Genomic DNA, 25,084 nt, shown 5'->3' with positions numbered 1-25,084 from the left:
CGGGGCAGCGCCCGCAAGACTGTACCATTCGACAGATAGAAAGGAGTTTCTATGACTCGTTGCATTTCCATCCTGGGTTCCACCGGCTCCATCGGCCGCCAGACCCTGGACGTGATTCCCCAGCTGGGGATTGCCGTGGCGGCATTGACCGCCGGTACCAATGTGGAACGCATGGAAGCCCAGTGCCGTCAATTCCGGCCCAAACTGGCCGTCATGGCCACCGATGCGGCGGCCCGGGACCTGCGGACCCGCCTTTCCGACTTGGACATCGACATTCAATCCGGCATGGACGGGCTGATTGCTGCCGCCACCCATCCCGACGCCGACACGGTGGTGACCGCCGTGGTGGGCATGGTGGGGCTGCGGCCCACATTGGCTGCCATTGCAGCCAAAAAGCGCATTGCCCTGGCCAACAAGGAAACGCTGGTTTGTGCCGGGGAACTGGTCATGGCCGCGGCGCAAGAAAACGGCGTGGACATTCTGCCGGTGGACTCGGAGCACTCGGCCATTTTCCAGTGTCTCATGGGCTGCCAGGACCGCAGCGAGGTCCGGCGGCTGATTCTGACGGCGTCCGGCGGTCCGTTTTTTGGTATGAATCGGGAACAGCTGCGTACAGTAAAGAAGGGCGACGCCCTGAAGCATCCCAACTGGAAAATGGGCGAAAAAATCACCATCGACTGCTCCACCATGATGAATAAGGGATTGGAGGTCATCGAGGCCATGCGGCTCTATGACCTGCCCCTTTCCCAGGTGGATGTGGTCATCCACCGCCAGAGCATTGTCCATTCCCTGGTGGAGTACCGGGACGGGGCGGTGATGGCCCAGCTGGGGACGCCGGATATGCGCATCCCCATTCAGCTGGCCCTGACGTATCCCCGGCGGCTGGACAATCCGGCCCCGGCCCTGGATTTACTCACCTGCGGCCCCCTGACGTTCCACGCGCCGGACCTGGAAGCCTTCCCGTGTCTGGCCCTGGCCCGGCAGGCGGCGGAGCGGGGCGGCACGGCCTGCGCCGTGCTCAACGGCGCCAACGAAGCGGCGGTGGCCTTGTATCTCCGGGACGAAATCGGCTTTTATGACATTTCCGACGCCGTGGCCCGTGCCATGGACACGGTACCCTTTGTGGCCGGTCCCACCCTGGAACAGGTGTTGGAGGCCGACCGGGCCGCCCGGGACAGCGTATATTCCAACGTGTGAGGTTATGGTTCTATGACGACGATCCTCTATATCCTGCTGGCAATCCTTCTGTTCGGCGTGCTGATTCTGGCCCATGAGTGGGGCCACTTCATCACGGCGAAAAAGCTGGGCGTTCAGGTCAATGAATTTGCCATCGGCATGGGCCCCGTTCTCTGGAAGCGGCAGCGGGGCGAGACCCAATATTCCATCCGGGCCTTTCCCGTGGGCGGCTTCTGCGCCATGGAGGGCGAGGACGAGGACAACGACAACCCCAGGGGCTTCCACAGCGTTTCCTGGTGGCGGCGGGTCATCATTCTGGTGGCCGGTTCCTTTATGAATTTCGTGGTGGGCTTCCTGATGGTGGCGGTGCTGCTGTGTACCTACAGCGGCTTTACCACCCTGGAACTGACGGGATTCTATGACAACGGCGGCTTGCAGGAGCAGGGCTTGCAGGTGGGGGACACACTGTACGCCCTGGACGGCCACCGGCTGTATCTGACCAACGACCTGTCGCTGCTGACGGCCCGCACCGGCGACGGCTACTATGACCTGACCATTGTGCGCGACGGCAAACAGATGGTCCTGAAGGACTTCCATCTCTTCCAGGACACCTACGAATACGAGGGCCGGCAGACCTACGGCTACGGCATTCTCCTGGGCTATGAGGGCAAGACCGTGGGCAGCGTCCTGAAAAACGCCTGGTACAACTGCCTGGAGTTTGTCCGCATGGTCCGCATGGGCCTGGAGGATCTGATCTCCGGCGCCGTGGGGCTCAAGGATATGTCCGGCCCCGTGGGCATTGTGGACGTCATCGCCGATACGGGCAATTCGTCCCCCACGGTGACCATCGGCCTGCTGAATATTCTCTATTTGGCGGCCTTTATCGCCGTCAATCTGGCGGTCATGAACCTGCTGCCCCTGCCGGCCTTGGACGGCGGCCGCGTGGTCTGCCTGCTGCTGACCACCGTGGTGGAAAAGGTCACCCGCCGCCATATCAACCCCAAGTACGAGGGCTATCTCCACGCCGCCGGTATGGTGCTGCTGCTGGTTTTGATGGTCTATGTGTCCTTCCAGGACGTATTCCGCATTATTGGAGGGTGAGAAAATGACGAGACAGATTTTAGTGGGCGGCGTCCCCATCGGCGGCGGCGCGCCCGTTTCCATCCAGTCCATGCTCAATACCCGTACCACCGACGTGGAGGGGTCTCTGCGGCAGATTCAAACGCTGGCCGACGCCGGGTGTCAGATCGTCCGGCTGGCCGTTCCCAATCAGGAGGCCGTGGAGGGGTTCCGGCAGATTGCCGCCCGGTCGCCCCTGCCCCTGGTGGCCGATATCCATTTTGATTACCGGCTGGCCATCGGCGCGGCGGAGGCGGGCGCGGCGAAAATCCGCATCAACCCCGGCAACATCGGCGGCCCCGACCGGGTCCGGGCCGTGGTGGACGCCTGTAAAGAACGGAATCTCCCCATCCGCATCGGCGTCAACGGCGGCAGCCTGGATAAGGAGCTGCTCCAGAAATACGGCCACCCCACGGCGGAAGCCCTGGTGGAAAGCGCCTTTTCCCATATCAAACTGTTGGAGGACTGCGGCTTTTACGACATCTGTGTGTCCATGAAGTCTTCCGACGTGCCAACCATGATGGCGGCGTACCGGCTGTTCCGGGAGCAGAGCGACTACCCGGTCCACCTGGGCGTCACCGAGACCGGCACCGCCTATATGGGTACCATCAAATCGGCCATGGGCATCGGGGGCCTTCTGTGCATGGGCATCGGCGACACCATCCGCGTGTCCCTCACCGACGACCCGGTGGAGGAAATCCGCGCCGCCAAAGCCATTTTGAAAGCGGCGGGCCTGCGGAAAGACGGCGTCAATATCGTGGCCTGTCCCACCTGCGGCCGGACCCGCATCGACCTGATCGGTCTGGCAAAGCAGGTGGAAGACGCGTTGCAGGACTGCAAAAAACCCATCACCGTGGCCGTCATGGGCTGCGTCGTCAACGGCCCCGGCGAGGCCCGGGAGGCAGATGTGGGCATTGCCGGCGGCGAGGACTGCGGCATTCTGTTCGTCAAGGGCGAACAAAAACAAAAGCTGCCCTACGATCAGCTGCTGCCCGCGTTGCTATCGTATATCGACCAACTGTAACCATGGAAAAAACCGTTTATTTTCTCGATATGTTCCGGGGCTATGCGCCGCCGGAGGAACAGCAGCCTGCCTTTCAGCAGGCTGCCGTTTGCCATGCGGAAATCGACATGGAACGCCGGACGGTGGCGGTCTATCTGGCCATGCCCCAGTATGTCTCGGCGAAACACCTGGGGGAGACGGAGCGGGCGCTGGAAAAACAGTTTGCCATCCGGCGGGTGAAGCTGCACCCGCGCTTTCCCGGGGACTGTCTTTCCCAGATGGATTTTACGGAATTGACCTGGGTTCTGAACCGGGTCTATCCCATGGCGTCCTCGACCCTGGCCGGGGCCATCTGGACGCTGGAGGGGGACAAGCTGACGGTCCATCTGCGGGCCAATGGAAAAAATGACCTTTTGCCCCATTTGCCTGCTGCCGTCCGCTACATCCAGGACCGGTTTGGCCGGGATGTGAATATTGACGTGGAGCGGGGCAGTCTGGCCGACGACGCGGACTTGTTTGCCGAAACGGCCCGTCTTCGGGCGGAGACTGTGGCAAAGCTGGAACTGGCCCCGCCGCCGGACAAGGAGCGAGGCGAGAAGAAGCAACGCAGCGCCCCGACCCTGGACGTGTCCGCCGACGTCATTTACGGCAAACCGTTCCGGGGCGAAGTGACGGCCATGAAGGATTTGACCCTGGATATGTTCCGCATCATCGTGGAGGGACAGGTCTTTGCCGTCAACCACAAGGAATTGAAGAAACGCAACGCCTGGGTCGTCAGCTTCGACATCACCGACAATACCAGCTCCGTCCGGGTCCATCAGTTCATGGAGAACGCCAAGGCCCAGCCCATCATCGAGAAGGTCCAGGTGGGCATGGCTGTGAAAATCCAGGGCAAGATGACCTTCGACCGCTACGACAACGAAATGGTATTGCAGCCCCAGGGCATCATGGTGGGCGCCATGCCCCAGCGGAAAGATACGGCCCCCGGCGAAAAGCGGGTGGAGCTGCATCTACATACGTCTATGTCCTCCATGGACGGACTGACCTCCACCACCGCCGCTGTCAAGCAGGCGGCCAAGTGGGGCCATAAGGCCATCGCCATCACGGACCACGGCTGTCTCCAGTCGTTCCCGGAAGCCATGAAGGCGGCGGGTAAGGCCAAGGTGGCCGGTACCGACGAGAACATTAAAATCCTCTACGGCGTGGAGGGCTATTATGTCAACGACGTGGACGACCGGGTGGTGGTCCATGGAACCGGCGATGCGGGACTGGACGGGGAATTTGTGGCCTTTGACCTGGAGACCACGGGCCTGTCCAACAAAACCGAAGTCATCACGGAAATCGGCGCGGCCATCTATAAAAACGGCGAGATCATCGACCAGTTCCAAACCTTTGTCAATCCGGGCCGCAAGCTGAGCCAGCAGATCATCGATCTGACGGGCATCACCGATGAGATGTTGAAGGATGCCCCGCCCATCGAGGAGGTCCTGCCGAAATTTCTGGCCTTCTGCGGCGACCGGGTCCTGGCGGCCCATAACGCCGACTTTGACGTGGGCTTTATTCAGGCCGCCTGCCGGCGGTTGGGCATCGAGTATCACCCCACCTACATCGATACTCTGATTATGGCCCAGAATCTGCTGCCGGAGCTGAACAAGCACAAGCTGAACCTTGTGGCCGAGGCATTGGAATTGCCGGAGTTCAACCACCACCGGGCCGTGGATGACGCCATGACCGTGGCCCATATGCTGCGGAAGTTCTTCGCCATGGTGGAGGAGCGGGGCGTATCGCGGGTCCGGGAACTCAATCCCCTGATGGCGACGCTCCGCAGCGGCTCCCGCATCGATGGCCGCAATACCCGCCATATCATCCTGTTTGCCAAAAACCAGACAGGTTTACGGAATCTCTACCGGCTGGTGTCCTATTCCAACCTGAAATACTTCAAGCGCCGCCCCCGGATGCCCAAGTCGGAGCTGCTGCGGTGGCGGGAGGGCCTGATCATCGGTTCCGCCTGCGAAGCAGGCGAACTGTTCCAGGCCGTCATCGAGGGCAAAAGCCGGGAGGAATTGCTGCGTCTGGCGTCGTTCTATGACTTTTTGGAGATTCAGCCCTTGTGCAATAACCGGTTTATGCTGGACAAGAGCCTGGCCGAGGACGAGGAACAGCTGCGGGACTTCAACCGCACCATTGTCAGCCTGGGCAAGGAGCTGGGGAAACCCGTCGTTGCCACCGGCGACGTCCACTTCCTCAACCCCGAGGATGAAATCTACCGCCGGATGCTCCTGGCCTCCAAGGGCTTCGAGGACTGCGACCGGGAGTTGCCCCTGTACTTCCGCACCACCGACGAAATGCTCCGGGAGTTCTCCTATCTGGGGGAGGACGTGGCGCGGGAGATCGTCGTGGAAAACCCCAACCGCATCGCCGATATGTGCGAACTGCTGCGGCCCGTTCCCCACAATCTATTCGCCCCCTCCATCGAAAATTCCGTGGAGGATTTGAAATCCCTGGTCTACGGCAAAATGCACCGGCTCTACGGTGAAAACCCGCCCAAGCTGGTCACAGACCGCGTGGAGACGGAGCTGCACGACATTATCTCCTGTCACTACGACGTGATCTATATGTCGGCCCAGAAATTGGTTCAAAACTCCCTGGAGCACGGCTATCTGGTCGGTTCCCGTGGTTCCGTCGGCTCGTCCATCGTGGCCTATATGTCCGGTATCACGGAGGTTAACAGCTTCCCGCCCCACTACCGGTGTCCCAACTGCAAATACTGCACCTTCGACGTGCCAAAAACCGCCGCCTGCGGCGCGGATTTGCCCGACGCCACCTGTCCCGAGTGCGGGGCCAAGCTGGACAAGGACGGATTCAACATTCCCTTTGAGACGTTCCTGGGCTTCGGCGGCGATAAGGTCCCCGATATCGACCTGAACTTCTCCGGCGAATACCAGGCCCGGGCCCATGCCTACTGTGTGGAGATGTTCGGCGCCAGCCACGTGTTCCGCGCCGGTACCATTGGCACCGTGGCCGAGAAAACCGCCTACGGTTACGCCAAAAAGTACCTGGATGAGCGCCACCGGACGGTGCCGAAAGCCGAGGAAAACCGTCTGGCCGCCGGCTGCGTCGGCGTCAAGCGCACCACGGGCCAGCACCCCGGCGGCCTGGTGGTCATTCCCCAGGAAAATGAGATTTGGGACTTCTGTCCCGTCCAGCACCCGGCCGACGACCCCAAATCCGATATCATCACCACCCATTTTGAATACCACTCCATGGAGGAAAACCTCTTGAAACTGGACATGCTGGGCCACGATGACCCCACCATGATCCGCATGATGGAGGATTTGACCGGCGTCAACGCCCAGGAGATTCCCCTGGATGACAAGGACACCATGTCCATTTTCACCTCCAGCAAGATTCTGGGTTTCGAGGACGATCCGCTTCTGGGGCCGGTGGGTACCTGCGCCATTCCCGAGTTCGGCACCAGCTTCACCCGCGGTATGCTGGTGGATACCCAGCCCCATGAGTTTGACGTTCTCATTCGTCTGTCCGGCTTCTCCCATGGCACCGATGTGTGGCTGGGCAACGCCCGGGACCTGATTGTGTCCGGTACGGCGTCGGTTAAGGACGCCATCGGCTGCCGCGACGATATCATGAACTACTTGATCGCCAACGGTATGCCGGAAAAGCGGTCCTTTAAGATCATGGAGTCGGTCCGTAAGGGCAGGGGACTGCCCGAGGGCGCGGAACAGGAGATGATCGACGCCGGTGTACCGGCCTGGTACATTGAATCCTGCAAGAAAATCAAATATCTGTTCCCCAAGGCTCACGCCGTGGCCTATGTGATGATGGCGTTCCGCATCGCCTGGTTCAAGGTCCATGAGCCTCTGGCGTTCTACGCGGCCTATTTCTACCGCCGCAGCCAGAAGGGCGGCTTTGACGCCGCCATGATGTGCCATGGCATCGACCTGGTCAAGGAGAAAATCCAGGAGATCAACCACAACCCCGACGCCACCGACAAGGACGACGATTTGAAAACCACGCTGGAGGTCTGCTACGAGTTCTACCTCCGGGGCTTCGACTTCCTGCCCATGGACCTCTACGAGTCCGAGGCGTTGAAGTTCAAAATCCAGGACGGAAAATTGCTGCCGCCCTTTGTATCGGTGTCCGGCCTGGGTGAAACCGCCGCCTGGGACATCGTCGAGGGCCGCAAGGGCAAGCGCTTTATCTCCATCGAGGAGTTCTCCGCCGCCTGTCCCAAGGTCTCCAAGACCCACATTGAAAACCTCCGGGCCGCCGGAGCCTTCGGGGATATGCCCGACACCAGCCAGGTTTCGTTGTTCTGAATCGATGGTGCGGCGGGGGGATTTCGCCCGCTGCGGCGGGCGACCGGGGGCGCCGCCCCCTGGACCCCTGCGATTTTTGAAAAAATCGAGTAAACTTTTAACTGACCATGGATTCCCCCGGAATCCATGGCCGAGAGTATGGAGGTATTGTTGTGAACAAATACGTCCGCATTGTCACGGTAGTTTTGGTGATTCTCGTGGGCGGTTTCTTTGTCTACCGCTCCACCAGCAACAAAATTGAACAGCTGCGAGGCAGCCAGGACAGTCTCAGTCTGGAGCTGGCCGACCGCTGGGGAGCGGGGCTCCCCGACGGCTACACCAAGGAGGTGGATGACCGGCTGGACACCGACGGTACCTTGTATGCAAAGCTGACCTACAGCAAGTCCATTGCCGATCTGCTGGCAAAATGGGAACCGGTGGATGAAACCCTGGCCGCGGATTTTACAGCCATAGCCCCCGCCGATGCGCCTATGCCGCCGGTGGGAGACTGGCTGGGCTACGAATTGACCGACGGCGATGCCAGGCTGGTTCTGCTCTACGATCCTGCCGCCTATGTCCTCTATGTGGTGGAATCGCAGCCCCAATAAAACCATTGCCCCGGATTCCCTAGGGAATCCGGGGCAATTTTAAAGTTATACGCAATTCTTTCAAAAAATTGCAGGGAGCGAGGCAGAGCCCCGCAAAAAACCATTACTCCGCCCGCTTGTACACAAAGGCATTGGGCAGCAGCCGTCCCTCGGGAAGGGCCGTGTTGGAACACTGGGTCACATATTCGCCGTCATACCAGAGGATGGAGCTGGTGCCGCCGTCCAGGTTCAAAGCCTGCATACAGCCATGGTCCAGCAGGATGGGGGCGCAGTCGTCCACGGTGATGCCCACGGACTGGACCAGACGGCCCTCAACGACCATCATCAGGATTTCGCCCTTGTCGGACTGACCGATGAGGGTCCGGGGATTCAGGGCGTTATAGCCGCTGGTAGCCAGCACTTTGCCGTCTACAATCAGGGCCGGGGTAAACTCCACGGCGTCGGTGGTGTCCTCATGGACCGGGGCCGAGGTATCCACGATATAGAGGTAGTTGTCCTCCCGCAGCTCCACCCGCTTGTAGCTCCAGCCGTAATGACGGCCCATACCCTCGCCGTTGGACATGCAGTAACCGGCCAACAGGCCGCCGTTGCCCACGCCGTCCGGGTCGATAAAGCCGCTGCCGGTCATGGCCAGAACGCCGTTGTGATTCTGCGCGATGGTACCGGCGTATTGACCGTAGGAGCCAATCCCCTTGGAGTTTTCCACAGACAGACGGCTGGGGTCCTTGGCCACGGCCAGAACGCCACGGTACCCGCTGCCCTTGACGCGGACCAGAAGAATCTGATTGGGTACGTCGATGGCAAGCACCTGTTCGCCCATGGTGGTCTGGATGGAGGTGCCCTCGTCGTCCAGACCGGCTTCATTGATGTAAATTTCATCCCAGCCGTTGTCCAGCGTTTCGGGATGCTGCTTTAAGTAGGCGTCCATGGAGTTGGGGTCAATCTCCCAGAACAGCTCGTAAAAAGCCGTCTTTTCCGGGTCCTCCGTCACGGTCGTATCAGTCGTATCAGAGGTGGTGGGCTTGGTGTCGGTGTCGGACGGCTGCTGGTTGGCCCAGTTGTCCGACGAGCTGTGTTCCGTCTGCTCCTGCATGGCGGCGGCACGGCTTGCCATGGCCTCTTCAATGATGCCCTGGGGAATAAAGGCGGTAGCCAACCACTGATGGCTCATGGTGTCCATGGCCGTCTGAATGTAGATTTCCCGCCACTTGGCAATAAAGGGAATGTTGGAATAGACGCAGACGAAATAGCCGCACTCCAGCACGGCCAAAATGGTAAGGATCACCGTAATGAGTTTCAGCGGCGAGCGCTGTTTCTTGTTCCGCGCCCGAGGGGCGGAGGACTGGGGGGCGGCCCGTCTGCTTTTGCCGCCAAATAGCTTCACCTGACTCAAGATGTCACTCCAATCAACTGTTGTCGGTTTCGGTCGAAAAACCGTTACGCTCTATCATACCACGATTGCCGGGTGGTGTAAATACGGTTTTGCCGGGGAAATGTTAAGAATGTGGAAACAATGCGGCCAGTTTCCGGGGATGGCGCCAAAGGATGGGATTTTCATTTACATTTTGGGGAAAAGGGATTATAATGGTAGACAGTAAAAGAAACAGGAGAAGTCAGTATGATTTTTACGGTAACGTTGCATCCGGCCCTGGATAAAGTCTCGGTGGTGCGGGACTTTGAGGTGGACAGTGTGGGCCTGACGGAGCGTTCCCGGCAGTCGCCGGGAGGGCAGGGAATCCAGATATCCAGAGTGCTCCAGGGCTTGGGGGCCCGTACCGTGGCCATGGGCCTGATCGGCGGTGCGGCAGGAGACTGGATTCGCGACCAGTTGGATATGCTGGGCATCCCCAATGACTTCACCTTTACCGCCAATGAAACCCGGACCAATCTCACCATTCTGGACCCGGACAACGACACCTGTACCCGGATTCTGGAGCCGGGACAGCCGGTGACGACGGAGAACCTCCAGGAACTGTGGGAAAAGCTGGAGGAACAGGTCCGGCTTGGGGATACAGTGGTGTTTGCCGGAAAGAATCCCGCCGGCGTCACGGACCATCAGTTGGCCGACTGGATTACAGTCCTGCGGGACCGGGGCATCCGGACGGCGTTGGATACGGCGGGTATGGCCATGAAAATCGGTGTGGCCGCCGGTCCCACGGTCATCCGGCCCGACCGGGCCCAGTTGGAGGCGCTGTGTGAGAAGGAACTGCCGGACCGGGAAGCCCTGGCAGCGGCAGCCCGTACCGTGGCGGCCAACGGTGTGGAACGGGTGGTGGTGACCTTGAGCCACCGGGAGGCACTGTTTGTCACGGCAGGGGAGAGCTTTCACGTCTGCGGCCCCATTCTGGAGGCGTCTGCGGCCCGCGGCGCGGCCGATGCGCTGCTGGCCAGCGTCCTGTGGGACCTGGAGCAGGGGACGGCGTGGCAGGAGACGGCCCGCCGGGCCGTGGCGGTCAGTATGGCCCATGCGGCCTGTACCGGCGGTGCGCCGGTGACCATGGACGATGTGGCGGATCTGTATGCCCAGACGGTCTTGGAGCCGCTTTCAGAACCATAGACGATTTTTGACGGAAAACGTTCCAGAAAAACGCCCGCAGGCGTACCGATGATTCGGCACGCCTGCGGGCGTGTTTTTTTAGGCGCAATACAGGGCTTTCAGCCGTTCCATCAGGCCGTACAGCCGCTGGTCGGCAATCTGGTATTCCACAAACTGGCCGTGTTTGGTGCCATCCACCAGACCCGCCGCCCGGAGCTTTTGCAGGTGTTGGGACAGGGCCGGACCGGTGATGTGGGGGACGGCCTCGCCCAGCTGGCCCACGGTTTTGGGTCCTTCCAGCAGGGCGCAGAGAATCAACAGCCGGTTTTCATTGGCCAGTTGTCCCAGAAGGGCCGCCACGGCTTTGGCCTGTTCCTGCAATTCAGCCATGGCCGCAGCCCTCCCGGGAACAGGAAGCGCAGCTGCCGGAGCAGGCGGGGGGCGGTGTTTTTCCGGCCCGCAGCTTGCAGATCCATTGGGTCATGGTACCCATGGGGCAGAAGACGCACCAGGAGCGGGGCTGGAACAGAACCATGACGATGAGACCGATGAGGGTGGAGGTCAGCATCATACCGTAGAAGCCAAAGGCGAATTGGGCGACCCAGGGGGCGAAGACGGTGCCGTGATAGGCCCAGTCCCAGGGCACCCGGAAGGTCCAGAACAGTTTGACGGCGGCGCTGACGGAGTTGGCGCCGGCGCCCACCAGATACGTCACCCAGAGCATCTGGAAGAACATGGCGAAGAAGAAAATCAGAAATCCATACCGGAACCATTTGGAGCCAATCCAGCGGGGGGTGGGGACGTTGCGGGACAGATGAAGTTTTTTGCCCAGGAGGGTGAAGAATTGTCCCCGATCACAGTAGCGATTGCAGTAGAGTTTGCTGCCGCCGAAAATGGCGATGAACAGGGGGAGACAGAAGAAGATCATACCGATCCAGGCAAAGAGGATGTTGAAGAAGCCCAGGGCGAAATAGACGGGCGTCACAATCCATAGATAGTCGTACCAGTGTTTTGTCTTGTTCATACGGCGGCCTCCCGGTTGTTGAGGACGATGGCCCCGGCGGGGCATTCTTTTTGACACTTGCCGCAGCCGATGCACAGCGTACCATCCACTACGGCGGAGACGCCGCGCCAGACGGTGACGGCTCCCTTGGGACAGACCTTACAGCAGCTGCCGCAGGCCACACAGCGGCCGCTGTCTACGGCGGCCAGTCGTTTCGATGGCATAGTGGGTTCCTCCATAATAATTAAGTAATTAAGCAATTACTAATATAATAGACAGAATGAGATTTGTCAACCGGCTTTTGCGGACAGGAGGGAGGAGGAACCTCCCATCGGACTGTCCGGCAATCTGTACAATCTGCTGTAAGAGAGCAGCAGGGGGGTGTGCGGGGGACAAAAGTCCCCTGCACCAATTTCAATCAATAGGACAAACCTGCAACGTTTGTAAAGTTTCGGATCAGGAATCCCGGAACGCTGCTTCCAGCTTTTGCAGGGCCTTTTTCTCAATGCGGGAGATATAGGACCGGGAAATGCCGCATTGCTGGGCCACCTCCCGCTGGGTCAGGGGTTTACGGCCACCCAGCCCATACCGAAGCTGGACCACCAGCAATTCCCGGTCCGTCAGGACCTCTTTCATGGCCCGGTGGAGCCGTGCGGCATTCTCCCGGGCGCTGAGGTCCTCGAATAGATCATCATCGGTGCAGATGACGTCCATCAGAGAAAGAGCGTTGCCGTCCTTGCCCGTTTCTATGTAATCGGACAGAGATACGTCGCCGCTGGACTTTTTCTGGCTGCGAAAGTGCATCAGGATTTCATTTGCTATTCCCGCCCCAATGCGCTTTTGTACCGTCGGTGGAGTCATCGGGATTCGATGGATTTTCTGCGTAGTCATCATCGGAGCAGGTGGAAGGTTCGTCAGTTTCGCCATCGGTATCGTTGCCGTCCGGGTCAGAACCGTCGGAGGGGAACGGCGGGTATTCAATCTCATCATCCGGCACGCCAAACAGTACCACATGGGCGTGGATGCCATCCCAGACCACTTTGCGTACCACGGTGCGAACCGCAGCCCGTTTCTGCTCCAGGGACATTTCCTGCATGCCGTCCCGGAAAACAGCCAGCAGCTGCCGCAGGAGATCAAACTCCAGATCACTGAGGGCATGCTGGGAGGTCAACCCCTCCAACTCCTGAATCCGTTTACCCAGATCGTCGCACTGGCTGCTGAGGGATTCGATACGCCGGGACACCTGACCGCGGGCAGCGGACTCGGCCAGGTCTGCCAGGGAATCCACCAAAGCGTCCAGCTTCTTTTCCAGGTCACGTTTTTCTCCCCGCAGGGCATCCAGCCGCTGCTCGTAGTCCATACGGTTGCCGGTGTAGAATTTGCGGCTCTGTTCCAACTGGGCGAGAAACGTATCTTGATCCTCCTGGAGCAGCTTCAGCTGATCCAGAACGGCCTGGTCCAGCAGATTGCCACTGGCATTTTTGTTGTTGCAGAGGGCGCGCTGGCTGCGCTCTTTCAACTTGCACACATAGGTATAGACGGGGCTGCCGTTGGCGGTTTTCCGCTTGCTGACCTTGGGGTACATCCGTTCGCCGCAGCGGCAATAGAGCAGACCTGTCAGCAGCGCTTCATTGCTGCGGGGCTTGCGGAAGGCTTTCGATTTGTTTCGCTCCAGAGACTCTTGAACGGCGACCCAGGCCTTGCCGGGAATCAACCCTGGATGCTTGCCCACGGACACAATCCAGTCGCTGGGAGGCAGATAGATGGTGGCCCGACCCTTTTCCTGGTCGGTACGGTTGTAGGCCATTATGCCGTGGATACCGTCAAACTCGCTCTGCTCAGAAAACAGGTCCGTTTCATGCTGCTGAAAGAAATCATAAGCCTCCTGGTCGGCGATCAGATAGACAGGGTTCTGCAAAATGGACTTGATAGAAAAGCGGGTGAAATGATTGCCCCTTTTCGTCTGAATTCCACGCTGCATCAGCCGAGCTTCGGTGATGGTCAGAGAATCCGTTTCCAGATACAGGTCAAAAATGGTTTTGATGATTTCCGCTTCTTCGGGAATCAACTTTAACTTGCAGGCCTTTTTCGTTTTGCCGTCCACCGTCACGCTTTTGACGGCTTCGGAGGCATAGCCGGTGGGGGTGGTACCGCCTAACCAGCGGCCGGTTTTGGCTAATTCCTGCATGTTGTCCCGAATGCGTTCGGCAATGGTTTCCCGCTCCAGCTGGGAAAAGACAGAGGCAATGTACATCATGGCCCGGCCCATGGGGGTGCTGGTATCGAATTGCTCCTTGATGGAAATAAAGGAAACATTCAACCGAGACAATTCTTCAATGAGGCCGGAAAAGTCGCTGACATTGCGGCTGATGCGGTCGAGACGGTAGACAATGATGGCTTGGAACTTCCGCTGCCGGGCCGCTTCCATCATGCGCCGGAAGGCCGGACGGTTCAAATTGCCGCCGGAAAACCCTTCGTCTTCGTAGATAACCAGCTGTTCCGCGGCCTGCTCTCCAAAGTGCAGCCGCACATATTCTTTACATAGCTCCACCTGATTGCCAATGCTCTCGCCCTTGCCGGTAAACCGGGACTTGCGGGAATAGAGGGCAATGGCATCTGACTCGTTGGGCATCGTTCATCCTCCTTTGCTCGCATGTGATAGATTGCTGCAAGTATATCATAACGCAGAGATCATACGAAGAGGATTGTGTCATACCTTGTCTCAGAAAACGCCATAGGAAAAACGATCAGGCAACACCCAGATACAGCAGGACTTTGACAGTGCTGCCCGCTCCATGGACCTTTTAAAATACAACAACCAGCATCATTTTAAAGGCTTCTTCGCCGTATACGGCGTGAGGATGCCCGGCGGGCATCACAATGGATTCGCCTTCATGGAGCAGATAGTCCACGCCGTCAATGGTGATCTTGCCGACGCCGTCCAGGCAGGTGACAAAGGCGTCGCCGCCGGACTCGTGCGTGCTGATCTCCTCACCCTTGGCAAAGGAGAACAGGGTAATGCTCAACGCATTGTTCTGGGCCAACGTCTTGCTGACCACCTGGCCGTCCTGGTAGGCAATTTGATCCTTCAGGACCAGAACCTCTGCCTGACTGATATTTTTCATTTTAGCGTTCATAAAACGAACCTCCTGTTGTGTGATAGTAATAGTTTATGGTTTAACCTTCACTGATACAGGCCCAAAATGGTTATGCAAAGCGTCGTATCGGTAGTGGATTTGCAAATACGGCGCAGCGTTTGCGTCACCGAGCCTGTTCCGAAGGCAGCAGCGAACAAGGTGTCTTTGACGCTGCCCCATGTTTGTTTCCGAGTTTATTGTATCGGATAAGTTGCAAACTGTATGTTGTAATTACAACGAAAAAAAGAGCTGGGGCGCGATACCAGTGCCAGTTGACCAACAGACCTGAAGGAGCTGTTTTCTGATGAAAAGCGCAGGGGATCAAACCCTGACGGGTTCAATCCCCTGCGCTCTTTTTTACGGTTGCAATAACGGCATCCAATAACGCTGCTTTTTCCTCTGAGGGACAAGGCAGCGTTTGTATGTAGCGATGGACCAGATCGGCATGGACACCGGCAACACGTTTTGCCAGCTCCTGCTGTCCGGCTTCTGTATTTGGAGCATGGACAATCACATGGAGCGGAGCGCTTTTTCTGCTGATACCACACACCTCCCAATAGGCAATCTATGAGAGGGTAGTAGTCTGCTATACCCGATGTTTTCCCGGAGCGGGTTGGACCTTCTGTTGTGGTTTCAGTTTTTTCAGGAATCCGCCATTTTGGGCTTTCGGAGCCTTGGGGGGCCGATCCGGGACATAAAACCCATCGGCGATAATAGTATTTCATTTGGAGATTGATTAAATGCTTGTGAAAACAATCGATGGAACGCCGGATGCGGTGAAAGTCGCACGTCCGGTGTGAAGTGGGGGAAAATCCGGCGATAGGGCAAGGACTTTATACCTGTTCCCCCAAAAACAGCGTTTTACTGCGTAACACTTCCAGACTGCACCCATAGAAAAGCCGGGGCGTGGTAGTCATTGATTGGCTACTGCGCCCCGGTTTTATTGCGTTCTATCAAGAATATTTTTTTGTGCTGTTTCTTTGCATATTTGAGTGTATTATAAGCACCCCCAAAATCCCGCCAAACACAGGCAATCAGATAATCCGAGTGATCGACAAGCCACCTGTTACGGGCGGGAATTGCCTGTTTGTAGTGGACTTCTGCTAATTCTATGGGTATCAGTATTTCATCATAGGCAGTTTCGTAGTATTCCCGGTATTCGTTGATTTTTTGCTGCATATAGGGAAGCACCATAACAAGCGCAATGTTCTTGTCCTTGTGCCGCTGCTTTAGAGAACGTACCGCGCCTGCACACAGCGCGTCAAATTCTCCCATAGCCCCGACATAGCACGTCATATCCGTTTCGTTTTCCAGCAGCTTTTCCAATATCTCGATGATTTCCGTATCTCTCATACCGAAAATTTCTCTATGCCCCGCAAAAGTACAAGTTACCACAATATTCCCACCAGTTCATAAAAAATAGCAATCAGCCCATGTTATAAAATTATGTTTTATAAAAATAAAACAAGTAAATGTTTCCTTTATACAGTTTATTATATATGGAAGCTGGTTAATTTACAATATGGAGGTGTAGGGAATGAATATGATGTGAGGACTTTTGCGTATGGAATTAGACTACAAGGCGATAGGAAAACGAATAAAAATTGCGCGGATAAAGGCAGACTTAACACAAGAAGCATTAGCGGAAATGGCGGGGCTTTCCACTACCCACATGAGCAACATTGAAACCGGCAGCTCAAAACTTAGTTTGCCGATGATTATTGCGTTGGCAAATGCCCTTTCTGTTTCCGTCGATGAATTTCTCTGCGATAACGTCATTCGCTCCAAAGAGATTTTTTCACAGGAGATACAGACGATTGTTGCCGATTGTGACGATTACGAGATACGCATATTATCTGACCTGTTAAAAGCCGCGAAAGACGCGATCCGCAAGGACGCGAAATTAAGACAAAAAGAATAGTGCGTGACGGTCTGTTTGACCGTTACGCACTATTCTTTGTACTGCCCATTGGAAAGCGGGAATTGTGGGATTGCTTCTATCAGTTTTAAGATAATGGCTTGACGTAAATCCTCGTCAAGCTCTTTTTTTATGCTTCCGTCCGGCTGCTCGACGTTCACGGTACTTTCACGGTCTATCTCGTCGGAATAATGCTCAATGACCTTTTGTACCGCCCACTTCTCACCGGCAACAGCGGCTTTTATCGTTTCAAGATCAAGTAACTTTTCTCCCGCCACGCCTTATCACTCCTTGCTTTTCAAGATAGGATAAGCATAGCACAAGCGGGGCAAAAAAGCCATGTCTTTATGCCCTTATTCGTCAAGCAAATCTTCATAACTGACATTTAAGACCTTTGCGATTACTCTTAATTCAATGTCTGTCACAAACCTCTGTCCGCTTTCAATTCGCTGTATGGCGTTCTTATCAACGTCCAGCCCTGCAATTTGCAGCAGATCAGCCAATTCCTTTTGTGATGGCTTGGTAGCCATAGCTTCCCGAAAGGCTTTTATCTTTCGTCCGCTGATGTTGTTCTTTCCGTCTTTTGCTTTGTTCTTATACATATCGGCTCTCCTGTTTGACATTTAGTGATTGTCACAGAAAAAAGTATATGCTAAAATTATGTTGGCATTGACATTCACTAAATGTCAGTTCTAAAAAATATGGAAAGGCGATTTTGTATTATGAAAAAGAAAAAAATTGACGCAGAACGGGCAATACAGATGATTGCTTTGCGGGAGGGTAAAAGCGTGAAATATATCCGCGACCATATCAAAATAGCAATGTTGGCGGGTATGTGTAATCCAGACCCCGCAGTTCAAGAACGCTGGAAAAAGATACCTTGCAAGGGAGAAGTCCCAACCCCCGAAGAAGTGATAACCTACATAGCAACCCATGTAGACGCGGGCATTAACCCATTTGAGCTATAAGTGCTGTTCGTCCTTTTCCTTTTCTTTGTCCGGCTCCCGGTTCAGACGCAAGTAGCTGTCAACATTCCGCTTGATAACGTCGTATTCCCTGACCTGTTTTTTGCGCTTGCCATACTCGGCGTACAGGGCTTCTTTTTGCTCTTGCAGTTTGACATATTCCGCTTGCAGCGCGGCAACATCGGGAAGTTTGGAAACGCCCGCCGCCTTTAGTGCCTTTGCTGCTGCTTCATGCAAAATAATTTCGCGCTCATGGGCTGCCCGGTAGCTGCCCTTATTCTTTGCCTTGCGGTATGCGTCATAGGCAGGCTTTGTCTTTTGATAGGTGGTAGTATTCTTGATAAGTACCGCCATATCGGAAAGCCTTGTTTCCACGTCTTTTAGTGTGGCTGCTGCCTGTTCGCTTGCCACTTGGACTTCCGCAATTTTGGCGGTCAAATCCGCATACTGTTCAATCCCATGCGCCGTGAGGAAGTTGTACGTTTTTGCCGCCTGTTTCAGATTGTAGATTTTCGCCCATTGCTCATAGCCCCGGCTCTGCGCCGCCTTGATATTATTCTCAATGTCAATAAGCAGGCTGACGCCCCGATCTGTTTTCGGGGCTTTTGCCGCATGGGTACGCTTGCCCTCTATCCGTTCCCGGATTGCTTCCTCGGTGTAGTCTGCGCCAATGGTTTTTAAGCGGGTAAACCGTTCCTGCCCTGGTACAAGGCAGGACATATATTTTCCGCGCTTTATCTCATAGCCCAACCCTTGCAGGCGGGATAGCAATTCCTCAAAGCTGCTTACTTGCGGGATAAGGGTATCAACGGCAATCTTTAGTTTTGCCTTTGCGGATTTCTCCTTGTGGTATGCGGCATAATTTTTCCCCCTGCTGCCTTTCTCCGGCACAACCACCGACAAGCCGTTTTCCCGGCACAGCCTGTCACTGATGTTGCGTATGCCGTAATAACTGCGCTTGTTGGAAACATACTTGTGGTGATCTACAAAGTTGACCGCGCAAAAAATGATGTGGTTATGGATATGCCCCTTGTCAATGTGCGTTGTCAAAACGTATTCATGCTGTCCCTTTGTTACCGCGTCGGCAAGCTGCCGCCCGATCTCATGGGCTTTTTCATAATCGACTTCCCCCGGCTCAAAGGATTGTATCAAGTGATGGGCGAGGTTATTTCCCTTGTCCAGAGCCTGCGACAGGGTAAATCCAAACTCAATGTCTGCCGTTTCATAGGAGCAGCCAAAAGAGGACACCAGCATTTTCCCGTCCGTCTTGTCCGGGTTTTGGATATAGTCAAGGGCTTTGCTCAACGTGCTTTTAACAGGTTTAATCTTTGTAACCGCCATATCTCCGCAAGCACCCCCTTTATTTCCTCTATGTCCTCTTGGTAAACGCTGCCCGTCGCATTGACGCGCTTTGCAATCTGATTGATATTGACCCCGATTTTCTGTATTTCCGCAGTCATAGCCTTTATGTCGCTATGATCTATCTGAATGATGTACCCGTCGATTGCCATTTTCCGCAGATAGGCTTCCATGTTCCGAGTGGGGACGAGCTTCATTTTTTCCTCAATCAATGCCCGTTCTTCCTCGGTTACTCTAAATTTGATTTGCACTGTTCTTTTCCGTCCGTCCATGCGCCGACGCTCCTTTCTGCTTAGAGGGTTTGGGACGCTTCCCAACAAGCAATTTTCAACCGCCGCGCCGCAGAGCGCAGAGGGCGAAAATACGGAAAGGGTACCCCTTTCCTATGCTTGCTACGAAACTTTTTCCTTTGTTCTCTACAACACCGCAGGGGCGGGAATTGCCAAAGGGGCGAACCTTACAGATTTGGGAAATATTTTGTGAACCTTTCGGGAATGGTGTTGCTTTTTGCGGTCTTTTCCTATATAATTTATATTATATTTTTATATCAAAAGCGGGGGGTGCATAAGGTACCGTTTCAGAAAGATTTCGTGAAAAGGGGGCTTGACAAGCAATGCTTCTTTGCAATACACTGACGACAGACAGACAGACAGACAGACAGACAGACAGACAGACAGACAGACAGACAGACAGACAGAATAAGTCTGTCCTTTTGTGCTGCTCAAAATTCAATATTACCGTGTTAAAAGGCGCGCTGCGTCGACGGCTTTGCCGTAGGCGTGACGCGCCTTTTTTGCGTATGGCAGAATTGTGGAAAGTTCAACCACACAGGTATAAAGAGGAATCAGCATGGCGGCTTATCAAAGCGAGTTGGCGGTTATCACAAAAGCAAAAGACCTCTGCTCCTATGTGATGACGGTAACGGATAAATCGCCAAAGCGTTTCCGATTTGCCCTTGTTGCAAAGCTGCAAAACTACGCGCTGAACATTATCGAAAACCTGTACCGGGCAAACGAGGTGTTTGTCAAAGCGGGCGACAGAGAAAAGGCGCAGCAGCGCATAGACTTCCAGCACCAAGCCTTGACGGAATTGAAACTATTGGGCTATATGGCGCAGCTATCTATGGAGCAGGGCTGCATACTGCCAAAGCAGTATGAGCAGATCACAAAGAAAATCCACGACTGCCAGAACATGCTGGGCGCATGGCTGAACAGCGACAGGAAACGACTGGGGGTGTAAGCCGAAAGGCTTTCATCATATACGGGATAGGGTTGTAAAAACTTTGAGCGCCGGTGTGTGGTGGCTCCGCTCGCCTAACGCAAACAATACGAACAATGCGGGCGCGGTCAACAACAATGGTAATGTGAACAACAACAACGTGAACAATGACTGGGCTGCTCGTCCCGCGTCGCCTTATCGCCCGAAGTATGCCGCAGGCGCGTCATACCCGTGCAGGCCGGAAAAAAGGCTTGCTTGCATAAGGCAAAGGAACCCTATTCCCTTTCGCGCAGGGGTGTCATGGAGAAGCAAAGCGCGGAAAAACACATGCCGCCGGAGCAGCCGGACGCAAACGGGGCAAGCGGCAGAGCAAGCCCGGCAGGACGCTTTCGGTTTCTTTGAAAGAGCAGCCCATTATGGCCTTTGAAACGCTCTTTCCCGGCGGTGAGATAAGGAGCATAGTCCGCATGACGGAGTATGAGAAAATATATCAGTTTGAAAACCTGTACCGGGCATATAAAATGGCGGCGCGGTGCAAGCGTACAAAAAGGGAAGTGATCGAGTTTGAACTAAACCTTGCGGAAAACCTCTGGAAGCTGCACGATGAGTTGGAGAACAGACGCTATCAAACGCCGCCCTACCACCGCTTTATGATTTACGACCCGAAGAAGCGGGAAATACAAGCCCTCTCTTTTCGGGGACGTGTGGTGCAGCACAGCCTATGCGACAACGTATTGAAGCCGTATTTTGAAAAACGGTTGATTTACGATTGCGCGGCTTGCCGGGAAAATAAGGGGACGCATTTTGCCATGAAACGTTTGACAGGGTTTTTACAGGCGTTTTACAAAGAGCATGGCACAAAGGGATATTTTCTGAAATGCGACGTGCGAAAATATTTTGACAGTATCGACCACGGCGTATTGAAGTACTTACTCCGGCGTTTTCCCGATAAAGAGGTTTTGACGTTTCTGTATCAGGTCATCGACAGCTTTAACGCCGATACGGGAAAAGGGCTGCCGATGGGAAATCAGTCAAGCCAATGGTTTGCCCTGTACTATCTTGACCGGATAGACCGTATCATTAAGGAAAAGTACAAAATCAAATACTATACCCGGTATATGGACGATTTGATTTTGCTGCATGAGGATAAAGAACACTTAAAAACCTGCCTTGCGGAAATCCGGGCGTTTGCGGCTGAAAAGCTGAAACTTGAGTTTAACGAGAAAACGCAGATTTTCCCCGTTTCGGAGGGCGTGGATTATCTCGGCTGGAGGTTTTATCTGACCGATACGGGCAAGGTCATACGGCGGCTTCGGACAAGCAATAAGCGGCGGTTTAAGAGGCGGCTGAAAGCCTTTCAAGAGAAATACCGCAGCGGGGAGATGGATTTTGACGCAATCAAGCGCAGCCTTGCAAGCTACGACGGGCATTTGCAGCATGGGCATACATGGAAGCTGCAAGCGAAGATATATGGAAAGTTTGTACTGACAAAAGCCCCGAAAGGAGAAGTAATGGCAGTTCCGGGTGAAACGCCCGAAAACGCATAAAGATGTGAAGAAAAGGACAGAAGGACATAAAATGAAACCGAAACGAAAAATAATCAGCTTACTGCTTGCCATCTGTCTTGTGGCAGGGCTCTTGCCACAGGTCGCTTTTGCGGCGGGAACAGATACCGGCAAGGCGATACAGCTTGTGGACAGCGGGACTGCCGCCAATATCAGCGGCGGGCAGGCCGATAACATCTATTTCGGGACATGGGAGGAAAACCCAATCAAATGGCGGGTTTTGGACGACCAGACCAACACCGGGGGAAGCGGCCTTTTCCTGCTCTCCGACGCGCTGCTTGGAACAGGCAGTTTCGGAGATGTGTATTTTGATAACAGCGGAAACGGCAGCAACGTATGGCAAGGCAGTACGGCGCAGGACTGGTGTAGAACCTTTTACAACGGCAATTTTTCCGAGGGCGAGCAGGGCGCGGTGCTTGCAACCACGAAAAGCGATGGAGCATTTACCAGCAGTACATATAGCGTACCATTTGCCGCCTCTGAAAATATCCTAAACGGGGACAAGGTATTTTTCCTCTCGGCAGAGGAAGCGGAAAACAGCGCATACGGTTTTACCGATGACAATACGCGTATTGCCAATTATGGCAATAGCGCCGGTGTGTGGTGGCTCCGCTCGCCTGGCGCATTCATTACCTACTATGCGGGCGCGGTCCTCACTTATGGGATTGTGTACTACTACATCGTGACCTATGACTGGGCTGCTCGTCCCGCTTTTAATTTAGATCTGAACTCTGTCCTCTTCACATCTGCCGCCGAAGGCGGCAAAATCCCCGCCGCCAACGGCGGCGGTAATCAAGGCGGCGAAGCCGCCGACGCGATTTTTAAAATTGACGATTATGACGGCAGCGAATGGAAGCTGACCTTGCTGGATAGCAGCCGCCAGTTCTCCGTAACGGAAGAAACCGCCAGCGGCAAGCCCGGCGATACCATTACGCTGAATTACACCGGGGCTACGGTCTATAACGCTGACACCGCCCCCAACGAATATATTTCCGTCATTATTGCGGACGATAGCGGCGCACAATATTATGGTAGAATTACGCAGCCGACGAGTGCGGAGGGGCAAGTGGAGATTACAATTCCGACTTCCCTTGTAGACGGAACCTATACCCTTAATGTGTTCAGCGAACAATATAACGGCGGTGCAAACGACGATACCAAACTGACCGATTACGCCAGCGCGTTTGAAACGGTTAGCCTTACTGTTTCAAATGACACCACTGCCCCGACGCTTTCCAATGGCTCGGCTACCCGCGACAGCGACACCACCGCGACGGTGAAGTTTACCAGCGACGAAGCAGGCACCTGCTACTATATCGCGCAGGATACGGAAATCACGCTGACAAATGCGGAAATTGCCGCACAGGACACCAAGCAGGCGTGCAAGGCGGGAGAAAACGAGATCGAGCTGGACAGTATCACCGCAAACACCCAGTATGTGGCGGTTGTCGTGCAAGACGCGGCGGGGAATATCAGCGATGTGCTGAAAATCAGCATACCCGCCTATATCGCGCCGGTCTATGCAATTTCCGCCGATACAGAGAGCTGGGATTTTGGCACCGTCACCGAGAGCTATACGGAAGCCCCCGCCGCGAAAAAAGTGACCATTACCAATACCGGCAACCAAACTGTAACGGTTGATCTGCCCACCAGCACGAACTACATCATTACAGCGGGAGAGGGCTTTACGAATGATACCGCCACCCTTGCCCCAAATGGTACGGCGAGCTTTACCGCCCAACCCAAAACCAGGCTTGGCGCGGGCGACTATTCCGAAACGCTTACCATTTCCGGCAGCAACAACACAAGCGCCAGCGTGAAACTCTCCTTTGAAGTGCTTGACACCTATACCCTTACCGTCAATCTGAACGGCGGCAGCGGCAGCACAACCGGCGGTGAATATCCCGCGGGCGAAGCTATCCATATTGACGCGGGCAGCCGCAGCAATTACCGCTTTAACGGCTGGACTTCCTCAAACGGCGGCACCTTTACCGACGCTTCCAGCGCAAGCACCACCTTTACCATGCCCGCAGCCGATACGACGATAACGGCAGCTTGGAGTTATAACGGCGGTGGCGGCGGTTCCAGCTATGACTATTACACCATTACCGCCAGCGCAGGAACGGGCGGCTCTATCTCTCCGTCCGGCAGCGTCAGCGTCCGGGAAGATACGGACAAAACCTTTACCATTACCCCGGACAGCGGCTATCACATTTCCGATGTGCTGGTAGATGGAAAGAGCGTCGGCGCAGTCACAAGCTACACCTTTGAGGACGTGCAGAAGAAACACACCATCGAAGCGGTATTTGCAAAGGATAACCCGGATACCGGCGTAAATAATCCGTTTACCGATGTTCGCCCGGACGATTGGTTCTATGAAGCTGTTATATTCGTTTACCAAAATAACCTGATGAACGGCACCAGCGCAACCACATTCTCCCCGAACGACGCAACCACCCGCGCACAGATTGCAACGATTTTCTATCGCATGGCAGGAAGCCCCGCCGTGGAGAATACCAACCCGTTTACCGATGTGCCATACGGTCCGGGTACAGATTGGTACTATGACGCAGTTCTTTGGGTACAGCAAAACGGCATTATGCAGGGATATGGCGATAACCTGTTTGGTCCGGGCGATCCTGTGACCCGTGAACAGCTTGCCGTGATTTTCTACAACTATGCGAAGTTTAAGGGCTATGACACAACCGCCAGCGGCGACCTGTCCGGCTTTACAGACGCCGGGGATTTGTCCCCTTGGGCGCAGGAAGCTATGAAGTGGGCAGTTGGCAGCGGCGTAATGAGCGGCAAGGGCAATGGAATACTTGACCCGAAAGGCACCGCTACCCGCGCTGAAATTGCGGCTATGCTCCAAAACTTCATTGAGAAAAACAATCTTGTGCCTGTTGTTCCCGGCGGGAATGGCGGCACAGGCGGAACCGGCAGCGGTGGCGGCTGGACACAGCACATTTCCAGCCCGCAGACCGGCGACAGCAGTAATATAGGACTTTGGCTCTCTACCATGCTTCTTTCCTTGGCTGCTATTGTTGCATTGACCGTAATCCGACGACGTGAGCAAAAGGAAGAAGAAAGTTTACCGCAGCTTGTATAACACATAACAAGTTCGTTTTGTAACAACCGCAGGGGCGGCGAGGCATTTTGCC

The 25,084-nt window shown here is 55.2% G+C and carries 23 protein-coding genes; 11 read left to right on the top strand and 12 right to left on the bottom strand.

Annotated elements, in window-relative coordinates; translation table 11 throughout:
• Positions 1 to 51 precede the first annotated feature (51 nt).
• The 5 genes from ACTQ33_RS00430 to ACTQ33_RS00410 all read left to right on the top strand — a co-directional run bounded on the left by ACTQ33_RS00430 (position 52) and on the right by ACTQ33_RS00410 (position 8,222).
• Positions 52 to 1,197 (top strand): 1-deoxy-D-xylulose-5-phosphate reductoisomerase, encoded by a 1,146-nt coding sequence (locus ACTQ33_RS00430; protein ID WP_441461141.1) that lies wholly within the window; start codon positions 52 to 54, stop codon positions 1,195 to 1,197.
• Between the two features lie 12 nt (positions 1,198 to 1,209).
• Positions 1,210 to 2,277 (top strand): M50 family metallopeptidase, encoded by a 1,068-nt coding sequence (locus ACTQ33_RS00425; RefSeq protein WP_441461139.1) that lies wholly within the window; start codon positions 1,210 to 1,212, stop codon positions 2,275 to 2,277.
• A 4-nt stretch (positions 2,278 to 2,281) separates the two neighbouring features.
• The gene (gene ispG, locus ACTQ33_RS00420; protein WP_441461137.1) at positions 2,282 to 3,319 is read left to right on the top strand and encodes a flavodoxin-dependent (E)-4-hydroxy-3-methylbut-2-enyl-diphosphate synthase; all 1,038 of its coding nucleotides are present in this window, start codon (positions 2,282 to 2,284) and stop codon (positions 3,317 to 3,319) included.
• A 2-nt stretch (positions 3,320 to 3,321) separates the two neighbouring features.
• Positions 3,322 to 7,635: a PolC-type DNA polymerase III gene (locus tag ACTQ33_RS00415; RefSeq protein WP_441461136.1), complete on the top strand. Its 4,314-nt coding sequence runs from the start codon at positions 3,322 to 3,324 to the stop codon at positions 7,633 to 7,635.
• Positions 7,636 to 7,787: 152 nt separating this feature from the next.
• Complete coding sequence (locus tag ACTQ33_RS00410; protein WP_441461135.1) at positions 7,788 to 8,222, top strand: hypothetical protein; 435 nt, start codon at positions 7,788 to 7,790, stop codon at positions 8,220 to 8,222.
• A 103-nt stretch (positions 8,223 to 8,325) separates the two neighbouring features.
• Here the strand turns inward: ACTQ33_RS00410 and ACTQ33_RS00405 are convergent, their stop codons facing one another.
• On the bottom strand, positions 8,326 to 9,606 hold the full coding sequence (locus ACTQ33_RS00405) for a phosphodiester glycosidase family protein (RefSeq protein WP_441461615.1): 1,281 nt from the start codon (positions 9,604 to 9,606) through the stop codon (positions 8,326 to 8,328).
• A 234-nt stretch (positions 9,607 to 9,840) separates the two neighbouring features.
• Here ACTQ33_RS00405 and ACTQ33_RS00400 point away from each other — a divergent pair, with 234 nt between their 5' ends.
• Entirely contained in the window at positions 9,841 to 10,779 is a 939-nt protein-coding gene (locus ACTQ33_RS00400) for a 1-phosphofructokinase family hexose kinase (RefSeq protein ID WP_441461134.1), read from the top strand.
• Positions 10,780 to 10,857: 78 nt separating this feature from the next.
• Here the strand turns inward: ACTQ33_RS00400 and ACTQ33_RS00395 are convergent, their stop codons facing one another.
• From ACTQ33_RS00395 to ACTQ33_RS00365, 7 genes are all read right to left on the bottom strand, one after another.
• Entirely contained in the window at positions 10,858 to 11,148 is a 291-nt protein-coding gene (locus ACTQ33_RS00395; RefSeq protein WP_441461132.1) for an ArsR/SmtB family transcription factor, read from the bottom strand.
• A complete protein-coding gene (locus tag ACTQ33_RS00390; RefSeq protein WP_441461130.1) occupies positions 11,141 to 11,782 on the bottom strand; it encodes a 4Fe-4S binding protein in 642 nt (213 codons plus the stop codon). Before ACTQ33_RS00390 ends, ACTQ33_RS00395 begins: the two co-directional genes overlap by 8 nt.
• Positions 11,779 to 11,985, bottom strand: a complete 207-nt coding sequence (locus tag ACTQ33_RS00385; RefSeq protein WP_441461128.1) for a 4Fe-4S dicluster domain-containing protein — start codon at positions 11,983 to 11,985, stop codon at positions 11,779 to 11,781. Before ACTQ33_RS00385 ends, ACTQ33_RS00390 begins: the two co-directional genes overlap by 4 nt.
• Before the next feature lie 232 nt (positions 11,986 to 12,217).
• Complete coding sequence (locus ACTQ33_RS00380; protein ID WP_441461126.1) at positions 12,218 to 12,565, bottom strand: sigma-70 family RNA polymerase sigma factor; 348 nt, start codon at positions 12,563 to 12,565, stop codon at positions 12,218 to 12,220.
• Positions 12,566 to 12,572: 7 nt separating this feature from the next.
• A complete protein-coding gene (locus ACTQ33_RS00375; protein ID WP_441461124.1) occupies positions 12,573 to 14,393 on the bottom strand; it encodes a recombinase family protein in 1,821 nt (606 codons plus the stop codon).
• A gap of 172 nt (positions 14,394 to 14,565) precedes the next feature.
• A complete protein-coding gene (locus ACTQ33_RS00370; protein ID WP_441461122.1) occupies positions 14,566 to 14,898 on the bottom strand; it encodes a cupin domain-containing protein in 333 nt (110 codons plus the stop codon).
• A gap of 924 nt (positions 14,899 to 15,822) precedes the next feature.
• A complete protein-coding gene (locus ACTQ33_RS00365; protein WP_441461120.1) occupies positions 15,823 to 16,251 on the bottom strand; it encodes a hypothetical protein in 429 nt (142 codons plus the stop codon).
• A 211-nt stretch (positions 16,252 to 16,462) separates the two neighbouring features.
• Between ACTQ33_RS00365 and ACTQ33_RS00360 the strand changes: the two genes are divergently transcribed.
• Entirely contained in the window at positions 16,463 to 16,819 is a 357-nt protein-coding gene (locus ACTQ33_RS00360) for a helix-turn-helix domain-containing protein (protein ID WP_441461118.1), read from the top strand.
• A gap of 29 nt (positions 16,820 to 16,848) precedes the next feature.
• Here ACTQ33_RS00360 and ACTQ33_RS00355 read toward each other — a convergent pair whose 3' ends face one another.
• Both ACTQ33_RS00355 and ACTQ33_RS00350 read right to left on the bottom strand, forming a co-directional pair.
• Positions 16,849 to 17,094, bottom strand: coding sequence for a helix-turn-helix domain-containing protein (locus ACTQ33_RS00355; RefSeq protein ID WP_441461117.1), 246 nt, complete (start codon positions 17,092 to 17,094; stop codon positions 16,849 to 16,851).
• Positions 17,095 to 17,169: 75 nt separating this feature from the next.
• On the bottom strand, positions 17,170 to 17,418 hold the full coding sequence (locus ACTQ33_RS00350) for a helix-turn-helix domain-containing protein (protein WP_441461116.1): 249 nt from the start codon (positions 17,416 to 17,418) through the stop codon (positions 17,170 to 17,172).
• Positions 17,419 to 17,538: 120 nt separating this feature from the next.
• Between ACTQ33_RS00350 and ACTQ33_RS00345 the strand changes: the two genes are divergently transcribed.
• Positions 17,539 to 17,784, top strand: coding sequence for a hypothetical protein (locus ACTQ33_RS00345; RefSeq protein ID WP_441461114.1), 246 nt, complete (start codon positions 17,539 to 17,541; stop codon positions 17,782 to 17,784).
• On the opposite strand, the gene ACTQ33_RS00340 is transcribed toward ACTQ33_RS00345, so the two are convergent.
• On the bottom strand, positions 17,779 to 19,122 hold the full coding sequence (locus ACTQ33_RS00340; RefSeq protein WP_441461112.1) for a relaxase/mobilization nuclease domain-containing protein: 1,344 nt from the start codon (positions 19,120 to 19,122) through the stop codon (positions 17,779 to 17,781). The genes ACTQ33_RS00345 and ACTQ33_RS00340 overlap by 6 nt on opposite strands.
• Positions 19,083 to 19,412 carry a plasmid mobilization protein gene (locus ACTQ33_RS00335; RefSeq protein ID WP_101692549.1) on the bottom strand — a complete coding sequence of 110 codons (330 nt, stop codon included), beginning with the start codon at positions 19,410 to 19,412 and terminating at the stop codon, positions 19,083 to 19,085. Before ACTQ33_RS00335 ends, ACTQ33_RS00340 begins: the two co-directional genes overlap by 40 nt.
• Before the next feature lie 577 nt (positions 19,413 to 19,989).
• Here ACTQ33_RS00335 and ACTQ33_RS00330 point away from each other — a divergent pair.
• The 3 genes from ACTQ33_RS00330 (at position 19,990) to ACTQ33_RS00320 (ending at position 25,032) form a co-directional block, all read left to right on the top strand.
• Positions 19,990 to 20,379 (top strand): four helix bundle protein, encoded by a 390-nt coding sequence (locus ACTQ33_RS00330; RefSeq protein ID WP_441461110.1) that lies wholly within the window; start codon positions 19,990 to 19,992, stop codon positions 20,377 to 20,379.
• A gap of 395 nt (positions 20,380 to 20,774) precedes the next feature.
• Positions 20,775 to 21,905 (top strand): reverse transcriptase domain-containing protein, encoded by a 1,131-nt coding sequence (locus ACTQ33_RS00325; protein WP_441461108.1) that lies wholly within the window; start codon positions 20,775 to 20,777, stop codon positions 21,903 to 21,905.
• A 31-nt stretch (positions 21,906 to 21,936) separates the two neighbouring features.
• The gene (locus ACTQ33_RS00320) at positions 21,937 to 25,032 is read left to right on the top strand and encodes an S-layer homology domain-containing protein (RefSeq protein WP_441461106.1); all 3,096 of its coding nucleotides are present in this window, start codon (positions 21,937 to 21,939) and stop codon (positions 25,030 to 25,032) included.
• Positions 25,033 to 25,084 lie beyond the last annotated feature (52 nt).

It is taken from the genome of Candidatus Avoscillospira sp. LCP25S3_F1, assembly GCF_052117125.1.
Taxonomy (GTDB): Bacteria; Bacillota; Clostridia; order Oscillospirales; family Oscillospiraceae; genus Avoscillospira_A.
The sequence above is the reverse complement of the archived record's forward strand: the minus strand, read 5'-3'. Positions and strand labels throughout refer to the sequence as shown.

What these genes read in the sequence shown, in the direction of transcription:
- ACTQ33_RS00415 (WP_441461136.1), top strand. Translation starts at nt 3,322, where the DNA reads ATGGAAAAAACCGTTTATTTTCTCGATATGTTCCGGGGCTATGCGCCG.
- ACTQ33_RS00325 (WP_441461108.1), top strand. Translation starts at nt 20,775, where the DNA reads ATGGCCTTTGAAACGCTCTTTCCCGGCGGTGAGATAAGGAGCATAGTC.
- ACTQ33_RS00425 (WP_441461139.1), top strand. Translation starts at nt 1,210, where the DNA reads ATGACGACGATCCTCTATATCCTGCTGGCAATCCTTCTGTTCGGCGTG.
- ACTQ33_RS00335 (WP_101692549.1), bottom strand. Translation starts at nt 19,412, where the DNA reads ATGGACGGACGGAAAAGAACAGTGCAAATCAAATTTAGAGTAACCGAG.
- ACTQ33_RS00375 (WP_441461124.1), bottom strand. Translation starts at nt 14,393, where the DNA reads ATGCCCAACGAGTCAGATGCCATTGCCCTCTATTCCCGCAAGTCCCGG.
- ACTQ33_RS00340 (WP_441461112.1), bottom strand. Translation starts at nt 19,122, where the DNA reads ATGGCGGTTACAAAGATTAAACCTGTTAAAAGCACGTTGAGCAAAGCC.
- ACTQ33_RS00380 (WP_441461126.1), bottom strand. Translation starts at nt 12,565, where the DNA reads ATGCACTTTCGCAGCCAGAAAAAGTCCAGCGGCGACGTATCTCTGTCC.
- ACTQ33_RS00430 (WP_441461141.1), top strand. Translation starts at nt 52, where the DNA reads ATGACTCGTTGCATTTCCATCCTGGGTTCCACCGGCTCCATCGGCCGC.
- ACTQ33_RS00365 (WP_441461120.1), bottom strand. Translation starts at nt 16,251, where the DNA reads ATGAGAGATACGGAAATCATCGAGATATTGGAAAAGCTGCTGGAAAAC.
- ACTQ33_RS00390 (WP_441461130.1), bottom strand. Translation starts at nt 11,782, where the DNA reads ATGAACAAGACAAAACACTGGTACGACTATCTATGGATTGTGACGCCC.
- ACTQ33_RS00320 (WP_441461106.1), top strand. Translation starts at nt 21,937, where the DNA reads ATGAAACCGAAACGAAAAATAATCAGCTTACTGCTTGCCATCTGTCTT.
- ispG (WP_441461137.1), top strand. Translation starts at nt 2,282, where the DNA reads ATGACGAGACAGATTTTAGTGGGCGGCGTCCCCATCGGCGGCGGCGCG.
- ACTQ33_RS00370 (WP_441461122.1), bottom strand. Translation starts at nt 14,898, where the DNA reads ATGAACGCTAAAATGAAAAATATCAGTCAGGCAGAGGTTCTGGTCCTG.
- ACTQ33_RS00400 (WP_441461134.1), top strand. Translation starts at nt 9,841, where the DNA reads ATGATTTTTACGGTAACGTTGCATCCGGCCCTGGATAAAGTCTCGGTG.
- ACTQ33_RS00330 (WP_441461110.1), top strand. Translation starts at nt 19,990, where the DNA reads ATGGCGGCTTATCAAAGCGAGTTGGCGGTTATCACAAAAGCAAAAGAC.
- ACTQ33_RS00395 (WP_441461132.1), bottom strand. Translation starts at nt 11,148, where the DNA reads ATGGCTGAATTGCAGGAACAGGCCAAAGCCGTGGCGGCCCTTCTGGGA.
- ACTQ33_RS00385 (WP_441461128.1), bottom strand. Translation starts at nt 11,985, where the DNA reads ATGCCATCGAAACGACTGGCCGCCGTAGACAGCGGCCGCTGTGTGGCC.
- ACTQ33_RS00345 (WP_441461114.1), top strand. Translation starts at nt 17,539, where the DNA reads ATGAAAAAGAAAAAAATTGACGCAGAACGGGCAATACAGATGATTGCT.
- ACTQ33_RS00350 (WP_441461116.1), bottom strand. Translation starts at nt 17,418, where the DNA reads ATGTATAAGAACAAAGCAAAAGACGGAAAGAACAACATCAGCGGACGA.
- ACTQ33_RS00360 (WP_441461118.1), top strand. Translation starts at nt 16,463, where the DNA reads ATGGAATTAGACTACAAGGCGATAGGAAAACGAATAAAAATTGCGCGG.